Below are 17468 nucleotides of genomic sequence, written 5' to 3'. Positions count from 1 at the left end.
CCCCTCGACGGCCATCGACGGGACAGCCTGCTGTCCTGCTCGCCTCCAGCGCTTACCAGACTCGATGTGAAGGAACCTGCGGACCCATGCGCGCCACCGAACTTCTGATCAGTACCCTGAAGGAAACTCCTGCCGACGCCGAGGTCATCAGCCACCAGCTGATGCTGCGCGCGGGCATGATTCGCCGCCTCACCTCCGGCCTGTACACCTGGCTGCCGCTGGGCCTTCGCACCCTGCGCAAGGTGGAGCGTATCGTGCGCGAGGAGATGGACCGTGCCGGCGCCCAGGAGCTGCTGATGCCGGCGGTGCAGCCGGCCGAGCTGTGGCAGGAGTCCGGCCGCTGGGAGCAGTACGGTCCGGAACTGCTGCGCCTGAAGGATCGACACCAGCGTGACTACTGCGTCGGCCCGACCCACGAAGAGGTGATCACCGACCTGGTACGCAAGGAGATCGCCAGCTACAAGCAGCTGCCGGCCAACTTCTACCAGATCCAGACCAAGTTCCGTGACGAGATCCGTCCGCGCTTCGGGGTCATGCGCTCGCGTGAGTTCATCATGAAGGACGCCTACTCCTTCCACCTGGACGAGGCCTCGCTCAAGGACACCTACCAGAAGATGTACGACGCCTACGTGCGCATCTTCACTCGCCTGGGTCTCGACTTCCGTCCGGTGATCGCCGACAACGGCTCCATCGGCGGTACCGGCTCCCACGAATTCCACGTACTGGCCGACTCCGGCGAGGACGATATCGTCTTCTCCACCGAGTCCGACTACGCCGCCAACATGGAAAAGGCCGAGGCCCTGCCTGCGCCCCTGGACAGCGATGCCCGCCGCGCCGAGCCCGCCGAGGAGCTGAGGCTGGTCGACACCCCCAATGCCAAGACCATCGCCACCCTGGTCGAGCAGCACGGCCTGCCCATCGAGAAGACCATCAAGACCCTGATGGTGCACGGCCACGAGGGCGGCCTGGTGGCGCTGCTGGTGCGCGGTGATCATGAACTCAACGAGGTCAAGGCCGAGCACCTCGAGGAGGTGGCGACGCCGCTGACCATGGCCAGCGAAGAAGAGATCCGCGCCGCCGTGGGCGCCGGCCCCGGCTCGCTGGGCCCGGTGGGGCTCGAGATGCCGATCGTCATCGATCGCAGCGTGGCGCTGATGAGCGACTTCGGCGCCGGTGCCAACGTCGACGGCAAGCACTACTTCGGCATCAACTGGGAGCGCGACGTGGCCCTGCCCAAGGTCGCCGACCTGCGTAACGTGGTCGAGGGTGACCCGTCACCCGACGGCAAGGGCGTGCTGTCGATCAAGCGCGGCATCGAGGTAGGCCACGTGTTCCAGCTCGGTCGCAAGTACAGCGAGGCGATGAATGCCACCGTGCTGGGCGACGAAGGCAAGGCGGTTCACCCCTGGATGGGCTGCTACGGCATCGGCATCACCCGCGTGGTGGCCTCTGCCATCGAGCAGAACCACGACCAGGGCGGGATCATCTGGCCCGACGCCATCGCCCCCTTCCATATCGCCATCGTGCCGATGAACGCCCACAAGTCCCAGCGCGTGCGCGAGACCAGCGAGCGCCTGCACGACGAACTCAGCGCCGCCGGCTTCGACGTGCTGCTGGATGATCGTGATCTGCGTCCCGGCGTGCGCTTCGCCGATCAGGAACTGATGGGCCTGCCCCATCGACTGGTGGTGGGCGATCGCAGCCTCGACAAGGGTGAGCTCGAGTACAAGGGTCGCCGTGACAGCGAGGCCACCATGGTGCCCGCCGACGAGATCGTCGAGTTCCTCAAGCAGCGCATCGCCCTTTAAGGCCCCGCGTGGCGCGCCGCGGCTTGTCGCGGCGCGCCTGGCAGGCGGATGGAATTCAGGCGAGTTCAGGTGATCTCAGAAGCAATAAACCAAAAAAAACCGACCCCGAAGGGTCGGTTGAAAAAGGGGGATGACTCCCCCTCCCCTGACGCTGGTTGACGGCTATCGCTTGCGACGGTGAGCGTCGCGGATGATAAAAGCGATCCAGCCGGCCATGAAGGCCACAGAGAGAGCGACGGCACCCAGCCCGAAAATGACGGCGTTGTCGACGTACATGGCGCTGTCCTCCTGTCTCTGTGTCGATGAATTCATGGTACCCGGTCGGCCCTTGAATTGTGCTGACCTGCGTCAAGGGTGACCGCGAGACATCGGCCCGCCATGACGACGAAAAAGCCGCCTTCAAAAGGCGGCTTTTTCGTCGTCTGTGGCACCCTTTCAGCGAAAGCGCCTCCAGCTACCGCTGCCGGGACCCTAAAGGACCTTGCGGTCCTCCACCTCGGAGGCCTCGGTACCCGGCGGCAGCGGGTGCCCCTTGGCCAGTTCGGCTCGGGTGGCCTGGCGAATTTCGAGCACCTCAAGGCGATACGACAGGGTCTCCCCGGCCAGGGGGTGGTTGGTGTCCACCACCACGCTGTCCCCCTTGACCTCTACCACGCTGACGATCTGCGGGCCGGCATCGCCGGGGGTCTGGAAGCACATGCCGGGGCGCAGATCGGTGCCGGGAAAGGCCTGGCGCCCCACCTCGCGCACCAGCGACTCGTCGCGCAGGCCGTAGGCCTCGGCCGGGGACAGGGTGACGCTGAGGCGGCTGCCGACCTCGGCGTCGACCAGAGCGCGCTCGAGGCCTTCCATCAAGTTGCCGTGGCCGTGCAGATACTCCAGCGGCTCATCGCGCTTCCAGGAATCGTCCAGGACGTCGCCCTGCTGGTTGCTCAGGACATAGTGCAGACGCACCACACACTGGGGAGAAATTCTCATCTCGGGCTCCTTGGAGTCGACATCAGTCCTGGCGCTTGAGCGCGGCGACGGGCATTTCCAGGCGCTGCTGGCGATGCAGCATGTTGAGCAGCACGATCGCCCGCTCTTCGCCCTTGTGGCTCTCGAACACCGCCTTGAGGTCCTTGAAGGGTCCGTCGGTAATCTCCACCGACTCTCCGGCCCGGAAGTAAAGCTGGCCAGGATCGTCGTCCTTGGCTTCGCCGTGCTGGCGCAGCAGGTCGATCAGCTCATCGCTGACCGGCACCGGCATCGACAGCCCGAAGGTCACGATCTTCAACACTCCGCGGGTCGAGCGAATCGGGCGCCAGTTGCTCTCGACCTGGTCGAGCCGCAGAAACAGATAGTAGGGGAACAGCGGCTCCTCGACCCAGGTCAGCTTGTTGCGGCGCTTCTTCTGCACCTCCAGCACTGGATGAAAGAGCTCGTATCCCTGGTTGGCCAGATGCTCGGCGGCCCGGAACGACTCTCCGCCCTTGCACTGGACCACGTACCAGCGCGGGGTGGCATCGCCCCCCAGGCCCGCCTCGATATTGCTGTGACTCATGTGACTCCTTCCAGACTCAACCACCACCAGCCACCAAGCCGGCAGTATCGCCTGTCATTGACGCGGTTCCCGGTGCGTTGCCGACGACCCTTGATGATCACCGCTGGTATCGCCCCTGCGGCTTTGCAACAATTCGTCGAGCCGCACCGAGATGTTGCGCGCATTTTACCATTCGGAAGGCGGCCTGTGGCCGACCAACTGCAAGGAGGCTATCCATGCCCACCTCGTCCGGCCAGCATCCCTGGGTCGACGCCCTGCGCGTCTACCTGCGACTACCCGTGCTGGCCATGCTGTTTCTGGGCTTTTCTGCGGGCCTTCCCTTTCTGCTGGTGTTCTCCACCCTGACCACCTGGCTGCGTACCAGCGGGGTCGAGGTTGCCGCCATCGGTTTCTTCTCGTGGATTGGACTGCTGTACTCGATAAAGTTCTTCTGGGCACCGGTGGTGGACGCCTTCCGCCTGCCGCTGCTGACCCGCCTGCTGGGCCAGCGGCGCAGCTGGATGCTTGCCGGCCAGGCGCTGATCATGGGCGGCCTGCTGGGCCTTTCGTCGCTGGACCCGGCCTCCCAGCTCGGCGCGGTGGCGCTGTTTGCGCTGATGGTGGCCTTCGGCTCGGCTACCCAGGACATCGCCATCGACGCCTTTCGTATCGAGTCGGCCGAGGACGAGGTCCAGGCAGCGATGGCGTCCACCTACATCATCGGCTATCGCGGCGGCCTGATCATGGCCGGTGCAGGGGCGCTGTATCTGGCGTCGGCCTTCTCCTGGCAGGTGTCCTACCAGTGCATGGCGGCACTGACGGCGGTGGGCATGATCACCGTATTGCTGCGTCCCGAGCCGCCGCGCCAACCGCTGGCCAGTCGCCTGGCCAAGGAGCCCCGGGTGCGCGCCTTCCTGCGCGCCAGCCGCGGCCGGCCCGCATGGGTCCGGCGCACCGGCGCCTGGTTGATCGGCTCCGTGGTCTGCCCCTTTCTCGACTTCTTCGGGCGCTTCGGACTGGGCGCACTGGGACTTTTGCTGTTTATCGGCATCTATCGCATCAGCGACCTGGCGATGGCCTCGATGGCCTATCCGCTCTACGTCGACCTGGGCTTCAGCCTCGACACCATCGCCACCGTGACCAAGGTGTTCGGCGTCATCATGAGTCTTGTCGGCGGGTTGGTCGGCGGGGTGCTGGTGGTGCGCTACGGCATCGGACGCATCCTGGTGCTCGGCGCTACGGCCACCGTGCTGACCAACCTGATGTTCGCCTGGCTGGCGCTCAGTGGCGCCCAGCACTCGCTGCTGGTGCTCACTATCGTCGGCGACAACCTCAGCAATGGCCTGGCAAGCGCAGTGTTCATCGCCTTCCTGTCGAGCCTGACCTCGCGGGCCTACACCGCCACCCAGTACGCCCTGTTCTCGTCGTTGATGACCCTGCCCGGAAAGTTCCTGTCGGGCTTTGGCGGGCTGGTGGTGGAGGGAATGGGCTACCCGAGCTTCTTTGTGCTGGCCTCGGCGCTGGGCGTACCGGCCATCCTGATGGCGCTGTGGGTCTGGCGATACCATGTGCGCGACCCAGGGGATCACGCCGTCAGCCTCGACAAGCCATGACGCCATCGATGCAGCGTGCATAACCAAAAGAGGGCCGACATTGTCGGCCCTCTTTTTCCATGGTACTTCAGCGTTTGGCCCCGTAACTGGGGGTCTGAGTAGACCTTCGGCGCTACGCGCCCCCAGGCTCGGTCGGAACCGTCATCCAGCGCAGGCACGTGACCAATCCCACCTTGCTGAGCCCGCCTTGTAGTGCATCCCTTGAACAGGGCTTGCGATCAACCGCGCCGTCCGCTGCGCTCTTCCAGCCAGGCCAGCGCGCCCGGTGTGCTGCGCCACTGATCGCGCATCAGGGTACGGTACTGCCAGGCCTCGGCGCGGGTGCCGGGCTCGGCCAGCTGGCCATTGCCGGGGATGGCGCCACGTTTGGGGTTGTCGCTGCAGAGAAGCGCCACCGCGTGGGCGTTGTGGCGCTGGGCGCTTTCCAATGCCAGGGCCGCGTCGTCGAGCTGGCCCAGTCGGTACAGCGCCAGCACCTGCCCCATGTACATGCCCAGCAGCGGCGTCTCGTCATCGGCAGGGCCGACCTCCAGGGCCTGGCGGCTGATCTCCAGCGCCTCGTCGTCGCGGCCTTCACGCAGCAACTGGTCGAGCACCAGCTCGCGCAGCCCCAGACTGTCCTGCTCGTCCAGCGACAGCAGCAACTCGGCCAGTTCCCGCGAGTGCTGGCGGGAGCCACGTTCCATGCCCACCACCAGTGCTAGCCCCGCCCGCAGCAGCTGAGCGTTGTCTTCCTGGTCCCACTGGAAGGCGCCGTCGCCACTCTGACGAATCTGTAACAGCCAGCGCTCGAGACGCTCGGCCAGGGGCTCGAACAGACTCGGCGCCATCCACGGCAGACTGCCAAAACGGCTGGTCAGCGCCAGCGACACCGACTGCAGCACCGCCGGTGAATCAAGCTGTTCGGGGTTGGCACACAGCGCCGGCAACCAGGCTGCGGCATTGAACCAGGGATCTCCGAGAAAGCCCATCGGCGCATCCGGATCCACGTCGACCTGAAAACCCTCCTGGAAGGCGGCGAACAGCGTGTCCTCCCGCGCCGTGGAGCGATACAGCAACTGCCCATCTTCCTCCACCACCTTGATCGGCGGGGGCGGCGGCAACTCCGCCAGCAGGGTCTGCAGACCCACCAGGGGCTCGCCGAGATCCTCTTCGGCGCACAGCAGCTGATCGGCCAGGGTGGCGCCGGGGTTGTCGGCCAGGTCGGCCAGGAACTGCAGCTGGTCGGGGTCGAGATCACCCTGGCGGGTCAGCCGCCGCAGCCAGAAGCGCGAGCGCTCCATGGCTTCCTCGTCGTGACCTTCGTGGAGCAGCAGCATGGCCTCGATATAGGCCAGGGTCGGCGAATCGGGAAGGGCCTGCTGGGCACGCACGAAGGCCGAGCGAGCACTGTCGAGATCGTCGTTGTCCAGGTGCATCAGACACAGCCGCTCCAGCGCCACGCCACGCAGGAACATCGGTCCCCGCTCCAGCACCTCGTCCAGCAGCGCCTCGCGCTTGCGGTGGAAACCGCGCTCCTGGAAAAGGTCCAGCAGGATCTCGAAGGCGGGCTCGGCCTGTTCCGGCAGGCGCTCCCAGTCGGCATTGTCGAACAGTGACTCGAGGATCTGCTGGGCACGTCCTCGCTGGCCCGATTCGGCTGCGATCAGCCCCGCCTCCAACAGCGCCTGGGCAGGGGCGCGACCACTGGCCAGGGCAGCCTTCAGCGTCTCCCCTTTCCACTCGCGCAGCGACAGCATCCACATCAGATGAGGCGGCAGGTGACCGGGCAGGCTGACGGCACCGCAGCACTGCTTCATCTTGCGTCCAGAGTCGCACCAGCAAGGCTCGTTGCGGCCAGGGCGTGCCAGGGTTTCACAGGCGAAGTCGAGACGTGCCAGGGGCGTCTGGGACCACAGTTCGGGAGCCAGCGCCTGGGCCAGGGCCTTGTCACCGCCCACGCAGGCAGGCCCCTCCTCGCGCGCCCAGCTCATCAAGCTCGGATAGCGTTCATCCTGCCGAATGGCTGCCAGGGCGCCCGCGGCAAAACCCAGCAGTTGATCCACCCATAACGCCAGCATCGCTATCTCCCCGAAATTGAAAACGGCACAGTCTAACAGTGCATGCACCGGCTGGGCAGACCCGCGCCTCAGACGGCGTAGGCATCCAGCAACTGTGCACTCCGTGAATGCATGTCCAGGCGCCCCTCGAGCCGCACCAGGTTCCAGTAATGACCATTGAGCGTACGCGCCAGCAACAGCATGCCGGCAGGGGGCTGCAGGCGGTCCAGCGCGCCCCACACCCGGGGGCTCAGCTCGCGCAGACGCCGATGCACCCGTACATCGCCGAAGTCCTGCTCACCGGGCGCGAACAGCGGCGACACCGCTTCCGCGGATTCGCGATACAGCGCCAGCGGCGCGCCCTCTCCCTGTCGACCGCCGAGCCCGCGCACGGCCTCATCCATGGCCATGGGGTCGCCGTCCAGGGTTGCCCCAAGTAGCGCCACCAGACCGGCCAGCCGCTCCCGGGGGACCGCGATCACGGCGCCCAGGTCATACACCACCAGCCGGCCCTGTTCATCGACGGCAAAATTGCCGGCGTGGGGATCGGCGTGCAGTTCATGGTGGGTGAACAGCTCCTCGGTGATCCAGTCCGCCAGGGTGCGCGACACCCGCTGACGAAGGGTATCGTCGGCACCTTCGAGGTCACGCAGGGGCGTCCCCGGCAGATACTCCATCGCCAGCACCCTTGGACCACTGAGCTCCTTCACGGGCTGCGGCATCACCAGGTCGGGGTGATCGGCATAGCGCCGCCGGTAGCGCTCCAGTGCGTCCGCTTCGGCGCGATAGTCGAGCTCGCGCCGCAGTCCATCGGCGAGTTCGTCGAATAGAGCATCGAGGCGTGCCTGGGACACCTTGAGCCAGCGACCCAGTCGCAGCAGCCTTCTGACCTGCACCAGGTCCTGTTCCAGCACCCGATCGAGCCCCGGGTACTGCACCTTGAGCACCAGGGTACGACCGTCCCGGGTCCGGGCCCGATGCACCTGTCCCATGGAGGCGCTGGCAAAGGGCTCGGGCTCGATCTCGTCGAACAGGGCATCGAGGTCGCCGAGCTCTGCCTCAAGCGCCACCTTGATCTCGGCCCAGGGCGCCGGAGCAGCATCCTTCTGTAGCCGGGCAAGCTCTTCGGCCAGGGCCGGGGGCAGCAGGTCATCCCACTGGGACATGACCTGAGCGATCTTCATCGCCGGCCCCTTGAGCTCGGAGAGGCCTTCAAACAGCGACTCGCCGAGCGCCTGCCAATCGGCCTTGCCGCCGATTCTCGAGCGCAGCAGGGTCGATCCGGTACGAGCGGACAACCCGAGCATCCGGCGTGTCCGGCCTGACTGACGCATGCTGCCTCCTGCCCGTACGGGCGCCCTGCAAGATGCTGGCAACGCTGGCCTCACCGGGAGGATAGCGCGTCACAAGACGGTCACCTTACCCGCATCTGCACACAAAAATGATATAGGACTTGTACACTTTTCACTCCATGGTACACCTGGCATCTCATCACACATACTGGAAGAATATCCAGACGATTCACCCGCACCGGTGCGCTATGCGATTGATCATTGCGGAAAAACCGAGCCTGGCTCGCTCCATCGCCGAGGCGCTGCCCGGGGCAGCACAGAAAAAAGACGGCTACCTGTCCGTCGGCGACACCGAGGTCACCTGGTGCCTCGGCCACCTGCTGGAGCAGGCGCCGCCGGATGCCTACGACCCGGCCTTCAAGCCCTGGCGACGCGACCACCTGCCCATCGTGCCCGGTCAGTGGAAGCTGGTGCCCAGGCCCAAGGCCCGCGGTCAGCTGTCGGTGATTCGTGCGCGCCTGAAACAGGCACGCCAACTGGTGCACGCCGGCGACCCCGACCGCGAGGGCCAGCTGCTGGTCCAGGAGGTGATCGAGCACCTGGGCTGGAAGGGGCCCGTCCAGCGTCTGCTGATCAACGACCTCAACCGGCCTGCGGTGGCTCGAGCACTCGGGCGGATCGAGGACAATGCCAGGTATTACCCGCTCTACCGCGCCGCCCAGACCCGCGCCCGCGCCGACTGGCTGTACGGCATCAACCTGACCCGCGCCTGGACCCTGATCGGCCGCCAGGCGGGCCACGATGGCGTGCTGTCGGTGGGGCGCGTGCAGACGCCGGTGCTCGGCCTGGTGGTGCGCCGCGATGAGGAGATCCGTCATTTCACGCCCTACCCCTTCTATGTGCTGTGGGCTCACCTGCGCGTCGGCGCCGGCACCTTGAAGGCCTGGTGGGTCCCCGGCGAGTCCCATCGCCTGGACGAGCGCGGTCGACTGCTCGACGCCGCTCCTGCTCAGACGCTGGCAGAGCGCCTGCCGGGTGCTGAAGGCCAGGTGAGCAGCGTGGACTCCCGTCGTCGTCGCCAGCCGCCGCCCTTGCCTTACTCTCTGTCGGCGCTGCAGGTCGATGCGGCACGCCGCCACGGGCTCTCGGCCAAGGCGGTGCTGGACATCTGCCAGCGCCTTTACGAGCGCCATCAGTTGATCACCTATCCGCGCTCGGACTGTCGCTACCTGCCGCGTGAACACCTGGCGAGCCTGCCGGGCCAACTGGCCAGCGCCTGTCGCGATGACACCACCCTGTCCGGTTGGCTGGCCAACGCCGACATGGGGCTTCGCTCACGCGCCTTCGACGACGCCAAGGTCGGCGCCCACCACGCTCTTGCCCCCACCGGCAAGCCCTTCGTTGCCGAGCGCCTGTCGCGTCAGGAAGCCGACGTCTACCGTCTGATCGCGCGCAACGTGCTGGCCCAGTTCTATCCGGCGCTGGAAACCCAGGAGGTGAAGGCCGAGTTCCGCCTGCTGGACGAGCGCTTCCAGGCCTCCGGCCAGACGCTGCTGGTGCCCGGCTGGAAGCCCCTGTTCACCACCCGTGACGAGCCACCGCCGTTGCCGGCGCTGGTCGAGGGCGAGGCCTGTCAGGCACTGGAGGCCCAGGTCGAACAGCGCGAGACGCGCCCACCGGAGCCGTTTACCGATGCCAGCCTGATCAAGGCCATGATGAATATCGCCCGCTACGTGGAGGACCCCGAGGTACGCCGCACCCTCAGGGAAACCGACGGTCTGGGTACCGAGGCCACCCGTGCCGGCATCATCGAGACGCTGCTGGAGCGCGGCTATCTGGTGCGCAAGGCCAAGGCGCTGCGCGCCACACGCCTGGGGGTGGGTCTGATCCACTCGCTGCCCGAAGCGGTCAGCCGCCCGGAGCGCACCGCCCTGTGGGAACAGCGGCTGGAAGGCATCGCCGAAGCCCAGGCCGAACCGGAACCCTTCGTCGCCCAGCTGGTCGAGGACCTTCGCACGCTGGTGGGCAGCGCCGACAGTCAGCGGCTGAGTGCCGCCCTCGGCGCCGCCCAGGGCGAGTCGCCGGAAGCCGGCCCCGCCAGCAAGCGAGGCCGCCGCACCAACTCGCCACGCCGCAGCGCCGGGCGTAAACGCCGCCCCTCCCGTAAAGGCAGCACCACATGACCACACTGATCATCGGTCCCGGCGCCATCGGCCGCCTGCTGGCCTGTCGGCTTGCCGCTGGCGGCCAGAGCGTGCGCCTGCTGGGGCGACGACCGCTGCCGACGATCCAGACCCTGACCTCACCGGATGGCACGACCCAGCGCCTTGAACTGGCCACCACCACCGAGCCACGCCTTGCCTGCGTCGATGTCGACCAGGTCATGCTGACCACCAAGGCCTACGCCGCCAGGGCAGCCTTCGCTGCGGTGGCCGACCATCTGCCTGCCGCCACACCGCTGGTGCTGTGGCAGAACGGGCTGCGCGTGCAGCGACCCTTGACCGATACCTGGAGCGGGCCGGTGCTGTGCGCCTCCACCACCGAGGGCGCCTTTATCAGGGCGGACGACAGCGTCGTCCACGCCGGCCAGGGTCAGACCGTCATCGGTCATCTCGACGGCGGCCTCGACGGCCATCCAGGCGAAGGCCACGGCCCCCATACCCAACCCCTCCGGACTGACGCTCTCCAGACCCAAGCCCTCCAGACCCAAGCCCTGGCCAGTTCGCTGGCCACCACCCTGAGCGCCGCCGGCCTGGCCACCGAGGCGGTGGACAATATCGCCACCCGGCTGTGGCACAAGCTGGCGGTGAACGCCGCCATCAACCCCCTGGTGGCACGCTACCGACTACGTAATGGCGAGCTGCGCGGGCATCCTTACCGCGACATGGTCGACGCCACCGTCGACGAGGTGGCGCAGATACTGGCGGCACTGGAGATTCCCGCTCCCGCCATCGACGTTCCCTCCATCAACATTGCTGCCAACGACGTCAACGATGGCAACCGCGCCTGGCGCGCCCTGGTCTGGCAGGTCATCGAGCGGACCGCCGCCAACCGTGCCTCGATGCTGCAGGATATCGAGGCAGGCCGGCCCACCGAACACGACGCCATCCTCGGCCCGCTGCGCGAGGCCGCCACACGCCTGGGCCTCCCTTGCCCCCAGCTCGACGCGCATTGGCGCTTTCTGAATGCCTGAAACGAGCAAGCCCAGGCTGGCGGTACACAAAAGCGATTGCTATTTTAACGGTTGGCAGTGATTCGACTCCCACCTGAATATCGACTCGAATCACCTTGCCGGGCCGGCCCTCGAACAAGTCTGTGTCCCTGCATACGGTCTTGCCTTTGTGAGCCATGTTCACTACGAGCTGCGTTCACACTGCGCCGTGTTCTCAATCAGCCTCGTTCAATATGAGCCGCGTCAAGATTGAGAGCCAAGGTGAGAGCTGAGGTTGCTGAGATTTAAGTTGGCTGAGTCTAGAATTGAGAGCCGAGCCCTTGAATAAAACCGAAGCATGATCGATCAGGTGCCACCCGCGGAGGCTATTCCGCCAGGACAACCATGATGACTGCTTGTCGCTTGCCCTCTCTCCCCGCTCGACGCCCCACGTCGCACACCTTGCTGGCGGGTCTGCTTGCGGCACTGACCCTTGTCGCCTTCTCGGCCCCTGTCCTGGCGAGCGAAGACGCTGCCGACCCGCTGGCCGACAATGACGCCGCCCACTCGGCCACCCCGGCCTTTTCCGGCATGGGCCAGGAAATCGTCAGGCTCGACAGTGGCGTCCTGGTGCAGGGCGACAAGGTCCACACTCCCGACGGCTACACCTCCGGCTTCCGCCTGACCGCCGGCATGGCGCCACAGCAGGAAACCGGCTGGGACCTGGGGGCCGAGCTGCGCTATCGACAAAGCGATGACGTCCCCATGTCTTCCAGCGACAGCCAGCATGTCCAGGACGTGACCAGCCTGGGGGGCAGCCTGGTCGCCGGCTTCCGTGTCGGCCACTTCGGCGTCTACGGCAAGACCGGCATGGCCCAGTGGGTCAGCGATCCGGTCACCGGTCGCAACACCTTCGATTCCACCAGTGGCTCCACCCGGGTCCAGGGTCTCGGGGCCCGCTGGATGACCCGCAGCTGGATCGGCCAGGTCGAGTTCGAGGAGGTCAATGACCCCGAGCTTGAGCATCTGAATATGATTACGGCCTCGTTCCACCTCCCCTTCTAGCCCCGCCGGCAAACCGAGTCGAAATCGACTCGATCGCGTTACACGCAGTGACTTTTGACGTCGCCTTGCGCCACGCCTCATCTTTATGCGCTTGTTTTAAAGACATTTTTCTGAGCACGGCATGAGAATAGCTTGGTGGTTTGGCATAACACCAAATCACAAGGAATCTCCTGCCATGTCATCGATCCCCCACCGCTCCATCGATATCGACGCCAACCGCCTGTGGGACAGCCTGATGCAGATGGCCGAGGTCGGCCCTTCCCCCAACGGCGGCAGCCGCCGTCTTGCCATGACCCCTGAAGACGCCGATGGGCGCCGCCTGCTGCTGGACTGGGTCGAGGCGCTGGGCTGCACCTGGCAGCGTGACAAGGCCGGCAACCTGTTTATCCGGCGTGCCGGACGCGAGGACCACCTGCCCCCGGTGTCCATGGGTAGCCACCTGGACACCCAGCCGCTGGGCGGACGCTTCGACGGCGTGCTGGGGGTACTGGCGAGCCTGGAGGTGCTGCGCAGCCTTCACGACAACGCCATCACCACCCGCCGACCGTTGTCATTGATCGTCTGGACCAACGAGGAAGGCAGCCGCTTCGCCCCGGCCATGGGCGGCAGCGGCGTCTGGACAGGCCGCCTCGATGAGGCGACCTTCTTCGGCGCCAGCGACAGCAAGGGCGTCACCTTAGGCGAGGCCATCGCGGCCTGCGGCGAGGCCGGCGATCTGCCCCTGGGCGAACCCGAGCTCGACGCCTACTTCGAGCTGCACATCGAGCAGGGCCCGGTGCTCGAGGAGCAGGGCCATCCCCTCGGCATCGTCACCGGGGTCCAGGGCATCCGCTGGTACGACCTGAGTCTGCGCGGTCAGTCGGCCCACGCAGGCCCCACGCCGATGAGCTATCGCCGTGACCCATTGCTCGCCGCCACCGCCATGATCCAGCGCATGCGCGAGGTGGTCATGGCGGACCCGGACGGCGCTGCGCGCCTGACCGTGGGCGACTTCCAGGTGGTAGAGCCCTCGCGCAACGTGGTCCCCGGCGAGGTCCGCCTGCTGCTGGACCTGCGCCACGTCAGCGACGAACGCCTCGATGCACTGGATGCCGAACTGGAACGTCTGGCCAGGGACGCCGCCGACGCCGAGGGCGTGGAGCTGACGTTCGAGCGCCGCTGGCATTCTCCGGTCACCCCCTTCGACGACGCCCTGATCGACTCCCTGCGCGAGGCCGTCAAGGCGCGCGAGCTCGACGCCCCCTGCATGATGAGCGGCGCCGGGCACGACGCCGTGCACCTGTCCCACGTCACCCCCACGGTGATGATCTTCGTGCCCTGCCGCGACGGCATCAGCCACAACGAGGCCGAATACGCCGAGCCTGAGCACTGCGCGCTGGGCACCCAACTGCTGTGCGACGCGGTGCTGGCACGCGCCGAGCGCGACTGAGATCGCCATCAGTGCCCTGAACAATCCACAATGAATCGATTTCGATTCATCGAGTCGGAATAGCATCAAAGGCCCTTTGCCCGATCAGCCGACTCGCTCCCCGGACGCTCAGGCCATTCACAACAAGAGATACCTTATGGACATCAACTCCCATGTGCTGCTGCTGTTTGCCAACGCCTTTCTGACCACCGCCCTGTCGGTGGTCATCGTCGGCGTCATCCTGCTGCGCGAATACCGGCCGACCATTCGTCGCCTGAAGGACGAGGCGGCGGCTTCGTCTTCAGCCGACACGACCAACCACAACAAGACTTCATCTGACCTGAGAGACCCGTCATGACCCTGGCCATCTTCGCCATCGTACTGACCGCCTACGTGGCGGTGGCGGCCCTGCTGGCACGCCGTATCAAGAACAAGGACGACTTCTACGTCATGGGTGAGCAGGGCTCGACGCTGCTGATCGTCGGCACCCTGGCCGCCACCTTCCTCAGCGCCGTGACCCTGATGGGGATCGCCGGCATCTCCTACAGCGAAGGCCCGCTGGTGATCGCGGCGCTGGGCTCCTTCGGCGCCTGGGTCGGCACCCTGATCGCGGTGGTGCTCATCGGTCGCAAGCTCAAGGCGCTGAACTGCCGCACCATGATGGACTTCTTCGACTACCGCTTTAACAACAAGTGGGTCAGCGTGGTCGCACTGATCCTGATGGTGATCGGCCTGCTCGGCTACGGCATCATCCAGCTGATCGGCGCCGGCCTGGTGCTGGCCGAGATCATCGATATCCCCTTCCCGGTGATCATCGTCGCCTTCACCCTGGCACTGCTGGCGTTCTGTTCGCTGTCCGGCATGTATGGGGTGGTCTACACCGACACCATGATGTTCTTCACCATGCTGGCCATCGCCTTCGTCATCGCACCGATGTTGATCGGCGACGCCGGCTTCGAGGCGATGAAGGGCCTCGGCGAGACCCTGCCCGGTTTCTGGACCGTGGGGGGCGCCAACGACCGCCCGCTGGGCTGGTCGATCTCCCAGTTCCTGGTGTGGATCCTGTTCTTTGCCTGCACCCCGGCGCTGGTGTCCCGCGTCTTTCCGGCCAAGAACGACTTCGTCATCCTCAAGGTGGCGGTGATCGGCGTGTTCTTCGCCCCGGCCATGCAGCTGCTGGTGTTTCTGGCGGCCAGCGCCATGCAGGTGATCCAGCCCGGCATCGAGCCCACCGACCGCGCCATGATCGTCGGCTTCATGGAACACACCAACCCGACCCTGGCCGGTATCGGTCTGGCCGGCCTGATGGCGTCGATCATGTCCACCGCCTCGACACTGTTCGTGCTGACCGGCTTCGCCCTGGCCCGCGACCTCTACGAGAAGTTGTTCGACCGTGAGGTCAGCGAACGCAAGGGCGTGGTACTCGGCCGCATCTCCCAGGCGGTGGTAGCGCTGGTAGTGTGCGCCGTGGCGATCTCGCGCCCGGCGGGTATCTACTGGATATCGATCTACGCCGGCGCGATCTTTGCCGTGGCCTGGCTGCCGACCATCGTCGCCGCCATGCACTGGCGTCGGATGAACGCCAACGCCGCGCTGGCCTGCATGCTGGTGGGCTCGATCACCTTCATCGTGGTGGGCGAACTCGAGCGCCACGGCCTGGTCAGCCTGCCGCTGCATATCGACAACCTGCAGGTGGCCATCCTGCTCGGCACCCTGGCGCTGATCGCGGTGGGACTGAAGAGCCAGCCTTCCGAGTACGAGCTCAAGGTATTCGACGACATTCGTGCAAGACGACTGTCCGACACCACCATCCGCGACATCCTGGCCCGCCCCGATGGCGCCCGCGAGCTGGTGCGCGAATACCGCCAGGTATGGGGCATCATGGTGCTGTTCGTGATCATCGCAGGCGCCCTGTGGGGCTACCTGTTCAGCAAGCTGGGGACCTGAGCCCACCGTCACCGCTGCTGTCACTGATCCACCAGGCCGGCGCCGTGAGGCGCCGGCCTGGCTTTACTAACACGCGCTCCCGGCACACCATTGACGTTCTCGACCCTGCCTGGAGCCTCGATGAACCACGGCCCCCTCATGCCCCGACAGCTACTGGCCATCCTCAACGCCCTCGAGGACGGCATCTTCATCACCGACCTCAAGGGACGCCCGCTGTGGGTCAACCAGGCGAGCCTGTCGCAGCTCGATGCCAGCGCGGAACACCTCTACCAGAGCGACGTCTACCGGCTCGAGGAGGAAGGTGTGTTCTCGCCCTCGGTCACCCGCTTCGTGATCGAGGAGCGGCGACCGGTCAGCGTGGTGCACCGTTATCGCGGCAAGGACTACCTGGTCAACGGCAGCCAGTTTCACTTGGGCGGCGACCCTTCCGGTGAACCCGATGCGGTGCTGGTCCAGGCCCGCAACCTGGACCGCGACGTGCTGGCCTCGCGCTCGCCGGACACCACCCAGGCGCTGCTCGATCACGTCATGCATCAGCTCAAGCGCATCCGCCAGGAACAGGTAGCAACGGGGGCAAGTCCCGCCTCATCCAGCCGCAGCCCGCGCTATCGCCGGTGTCTGGAGCGCCTCGAGCGCGCCGCCGCCAGCGATACCACGGTGCTGCTCAGCGGCGAGACCGGCGTCGGCAAGAGCTGGCTGGTCAATCGCCTGCACCAGTTCAGCCCGCGCTCGGACAAGCCGCTGATTCACGTCAACTGCGCGGCGATCCCCGAGGCCCTATTGGAAGCCGAGCTGTTCGGCCACGAGAGCGGCGCCTTCACCGGCGCCCATCGCGACGGGCGGGTCGGTTACGTGGCCCTGGCCGAGGGCGGCACCCTGTTTCTCGACGAGATAGGCGAACTGCCGCTGACGCTGCAGCCCAAACTGCTGCAATTACTTCAGGAACGTCAGTACCACCCGCTGGGCGGCAAGCCGCGCAAGGCCGAGGTACGCATCGTCGCCGCCACCAACGCCGACCTGGCCGCCCGGGTGCGGGATGGCAGCTTCCGCGCCGACCTGTACTACCGACTCAATATCGTACCCATCGAGATCCCACCGCTGCGCGAGCGCGCCGAGGACATCCCCGGTCTGGCCAATCAGCTACTGGCCAGGATATCCCGCCGCCACAAGCGCCGTATCACCCTGGAGCGCGACGCGCTGAGAGCGCTGACCCACCACTCCTGGCCCGGCAACGTGCGAGAACTGGAAAACCTGCTCGAGCGCCTCAGCGTGTTCTGTGAAGACGACACCATCGGCATCGACGATCTCGCCCTCGACCACCCGGAGCTTGTGCCCGCTAGCCTTGCCGACCGCGTTTCCCTCAACGGCTCGCGCAAGAGCTCCTGGCAAGACGACGGCCAAAGCGACGGGGCTCTGTCGCTGCCACTGGACGATTCCCGCCCCCTGCCCGAGCGCTTGGCCGAGATCGAACGCCAGGCCATCGATGACGCTCTGTCCCGCGCCGGCAGCACCCGCAAGGCAGCCCAGGACCTTGGCGTCAGCCAGTCCTGGTTGATGCGACGGCTCAAGCGCGATCGGTCGAGCTCGTCCGACTGAAACGTCGGCATCCACAACACATCCCGA

General features: G+C 66.2%; 14 protein-coding genes. 9 read left to right on the top strand and 5 right to left on the bottom strand.

Annotated elements, in window-relative coordinates; translation table 11 throughout:
* Positions 1-86: 86 nt before the first annotated feature.
* On the top strand, positions 87-1808 hold the full coding sequence (locus KUV74_RS17900) for a proline--tRNA ligase (RefSeq protein WP_045994237.1): 1722 nt from the start codon (positions 87-89) through the stop codon (positions 1806-1808).
* A 162-nt stretch (positions 1809-1970) separates the two neighbouring features.
* Here the strand turns inward: KUV74_RS17900 and ccoM are convergent, their stop codons facing one another.
* The 3 genes from ccoM to rfaH all read right to left on the bottom strand — a co-directional run bounded on the left by ccoM (position 1971) and on the right by rfaH (position 3351).
* Positions 1971-2084 (bottom strand): cytochrome c oxidase subunit CcoM, encoded by a 114-nt coding sequence (gene ccoM / locus KUV74_RS21010; RefSeq protein WP_286985057.1) that lies wholly within the window; start codon positions 2082-2084, stop codon positions 1971-1973.
* Positions 2085-2279: 195 nt separating this feature from the next.
* Complete coding sequence (locus tag KUV74_RS17895; protein ID WP_222516999.1) at positions 2280-2786, bottom strand: peptidylprolyl isomerase; 507 nt, start codon at positions 2784-2786, stop codon at positions 2280-2282.
* Positions 2787-2808: 22 nt separating this feature from the next.
* A complete protein-coding gene (gene rfaH / locus KUV74_RS17890; protein ID WP_045994239.1) occupies positions 2809-3351 on the bottom strand; it encodes a transcription/translation regulatory transformer protein RfaH in 543 nt (180 codons plus the stop codon).
* A gap of 215 nt (positions 3352-3566) precedes the next feature.
* Here rfaH and KUV74_RS17885 point away from each other — a divergent pair, with 215 nt between their 5' ends.
* Positions 3567-4943 (top strand): AmpG family muropeptide MFS transporter, encoded by a 1377-nt coding sequence (locus tag KUV74_RS17885; RefSeq protein WP_222516998.1) that lies wholly within the window; start codon positions 3567-3569, stop codon positions 4941-4943.
* 218 nt (positions 4944-5161) lie between these two features.
* Here the strand turns inward: KUV74_RS17885 and KUV74_RS17880 are convergent, their stop codons facing one another.
* A complete protein-coding gene (locus KUV74_RS17880) occupies positions 5162-7003 on the bottom strand; it encodes an SEC-C domain-containing protein (RefSeq protein WP_108447713.1) in 1842 nt (613 codons plus the stop codon).
* Between the two features lie 68 nt (positions 7004-7071).
* Positions 7072-8316, bottom strand: a complete 1245-nt coding sequence (locus KUV74_RS17875; protein ID WP_108132716.1) for an ABC1 kinase family protein — start codon at positions 8314-8316, stop codon at positions 7072-7074.
* 206 nt (positions 8317-8522) lie between these two features.
* On the opposite strand from KUV74_RS17875, the gene KUV74_RS17870 reads away from it, so the two are divergent.
* The 7 genes from KUV74_RS17870 to KUV74_RS17840 all read left to right on the top strand — a co-directional run bounded on the left by KUV74_RS17870 (position 8523) and on the right by KUV74_RS17840 (position 17441).
* Positions 8523-10457, top strand: coding sequence for a DNA topoisomerase III (locus KUV74_RS17870; protein ID WP_222516997.1), 1935 nt, complete (start codon positions 8523-8525; stop codon positions 10455-10457).
* Positions 10454-11467, top strand: a complete 1014-nt coding sequence (locus KUV74_RS17865) for a ketopantoate reductase family protein (protein WP_222516996.1) — start codon at positions 10454-10456, stop codon at positions 11465-11467. The genes KUV74_RS17870 and KUV74_RS17865 overlap by 4 nt, the downstream gene beginning before the upstream one ends.
* Before the next feature lie 363 nt (positions 11468-11830).
* The gene (locus KUV74_RS17860; protein WP_222516995.1) at positions 11831-12490 is read left to right on the top strand and encodes an outer membrane beta-barrel protein; all 660 of its coding nucleotides are present in this window, start codon (positions 11831-11833) and stop codon (positions 12488-12490) included.
* A 175-nt stretch (positions 12491-12665) separates the two neighbouring features.
* Positions 12666-13919 carry a M20 family metallo-hydrolase gene (locus tag KUV74_RS17855; protein WP_222516994.1) on the top strand — a complete coding sequence of 418 codons (1254 nt, stop codon included), beginning with the start codon at positions 12666-12668 and terminating at the stop codon, positions 13917-13919.
* A 136-nt stretch (positions 13920-14055) separates the two neighbouring features.
* Complete coding sequence (locus KUV74_RS17850) at positions 14056-14256, top strand: hypothetical protein (protein WP_213228762.1); 201 nt, start codon at positions 14056-14058, stop codon at positions 14254-14256.
* A complete protein-coding gene (locus KUV74_RS17845; RefSeq protein ID WP_222516993.1) occupies positions 14253-15845 on the top strand; it encodes a sodium:solute symporter family protein in 1593 nt (530 codons plus the stop codon). The genes KUV74_RS17850 and KUV74_RS17845 overlap by 4 nt, the downstream gene beginning before the upstream one ends.
* Positions 15846-15965: 120 nt before the next feature.
* Positions 15966-17441 (top strand): sigma-54 interaction domain-containing protein, encoded by a 1476-nt coding sequence (locus KUV74_RS17840; RefSeq protein WP_222516992.1) that lies wholly within the window; start codon positions 15966-15968, stop codon positions 17439-17441.
* Positions 17442-17468: the final 27 nt, after the last annotated feature.

This window comes from Halomonas sp. DP1Y21-3 (assembly GCF_019801245.1).
Classification (GTDB): domain Bacteria; phylum Pseudomonadota; class Gammaproteobacteria; order Pseudomonadales; family Halomonadaceae; genus Halomonas; species Halomonas litopenaei.
This window is presented reverse-complemented; position numbering and strand designations above follow the sequence as displayed.

Coding starts and splice junctions, on each gene's coding strand:
- KUV74_RS17885 (WP_222516998.1), top strand. CDS start 3,567: ATGCCCACCTCGTCCGGCCAGCATCCCTGGGTCGACGCCCTGCGCGTC.
- KUV74_RS17875 (WP_108132716.1), bottom strand. CDS start 8,316: ATGCGTCAGTCAGGCCGGACACGCCGGATGCTCGGGTTGTCCGCTCGT.
- KUV74_RS17855 (WP_222516994.1), top strand. CDS start 12,666: ATGTCATCGATCCCCCACCGCTCCATCGATATCGACGCCAACCGCCTG.
- KUV74_RS17840 (WP_222516992.1), top strand. CDS start 15,966: ATGAACCACGGCCCCCTCATGCCCCGACAGCTACTGGCCATCCTCAAC.
- KUV74_RS17860 (WP_222516995.1), top strand. CDS start 11,831: ATGATGACTGCTTGTCGCTTGCCCTCTCTCCCCGCTCGACGCCCCACG.
- KUV74_RS17900 (WP_045994237.1), top strand. CDS start 87: ATGCGCGCCACCGAACTTCTGATCAGTACCCTGAAGGAAACTCCTGCC.
- KUV74_RS17895 (WP_222516999.1), bottom strand. CDS start 2,786: ATGAGAATTTCTCCCCAGTGTGTGGTGCGTCTGCACTATGTCCTGAGC.
- rfaH (WP_045994239.1), bottom strand. CDS start 3,351: ATGAGTCACAGCAATATCGAGGCGGGCCTGGGGGGCGATGCCACCCCG.
- KUV74_RS17880 (WP_108447713.1), bottom strand. CDS start 7,003: ATGCTGGCGTTATGGGTGGATCAACTGCTGGGTTTTGCCGCGGGCGCC.
- ccoM (WP_286985057.1), bottom strand. CDS start 2,084: ATGTACGTCGACAACGCCGTCATTTTCGGGCTGGGTGCCGTCGCTCTC.
- KUV74_RS17850 (WP_213228762.1), top strand. CDS start 14,056: ATGGACATCAACTCCCATGTGCTGCTGCTGTTTGCCAACGCCTTTCTG.
- KUV74_RS17870 (WP_222516997.1), top strand. CDS start 8,523: ATGCGATTGATCATTGCGGAAAAACCGAGCCTGGCTCGCTCCATCGCC.
- KUV74_RS17865 (WP_222516996.1), top strand. CDS start 10,454: ATGACCACACTGATCATCGGTCCCGGCGCCATCGGCCGCCTGCTGGCC.
- KUV74_RS17845 (WP_222516993.1), top strand. CDS start 14,253: ATGACCCTGGCCATCTTCGCCATCGTACTGACCGCCTACGTGGCGGTG.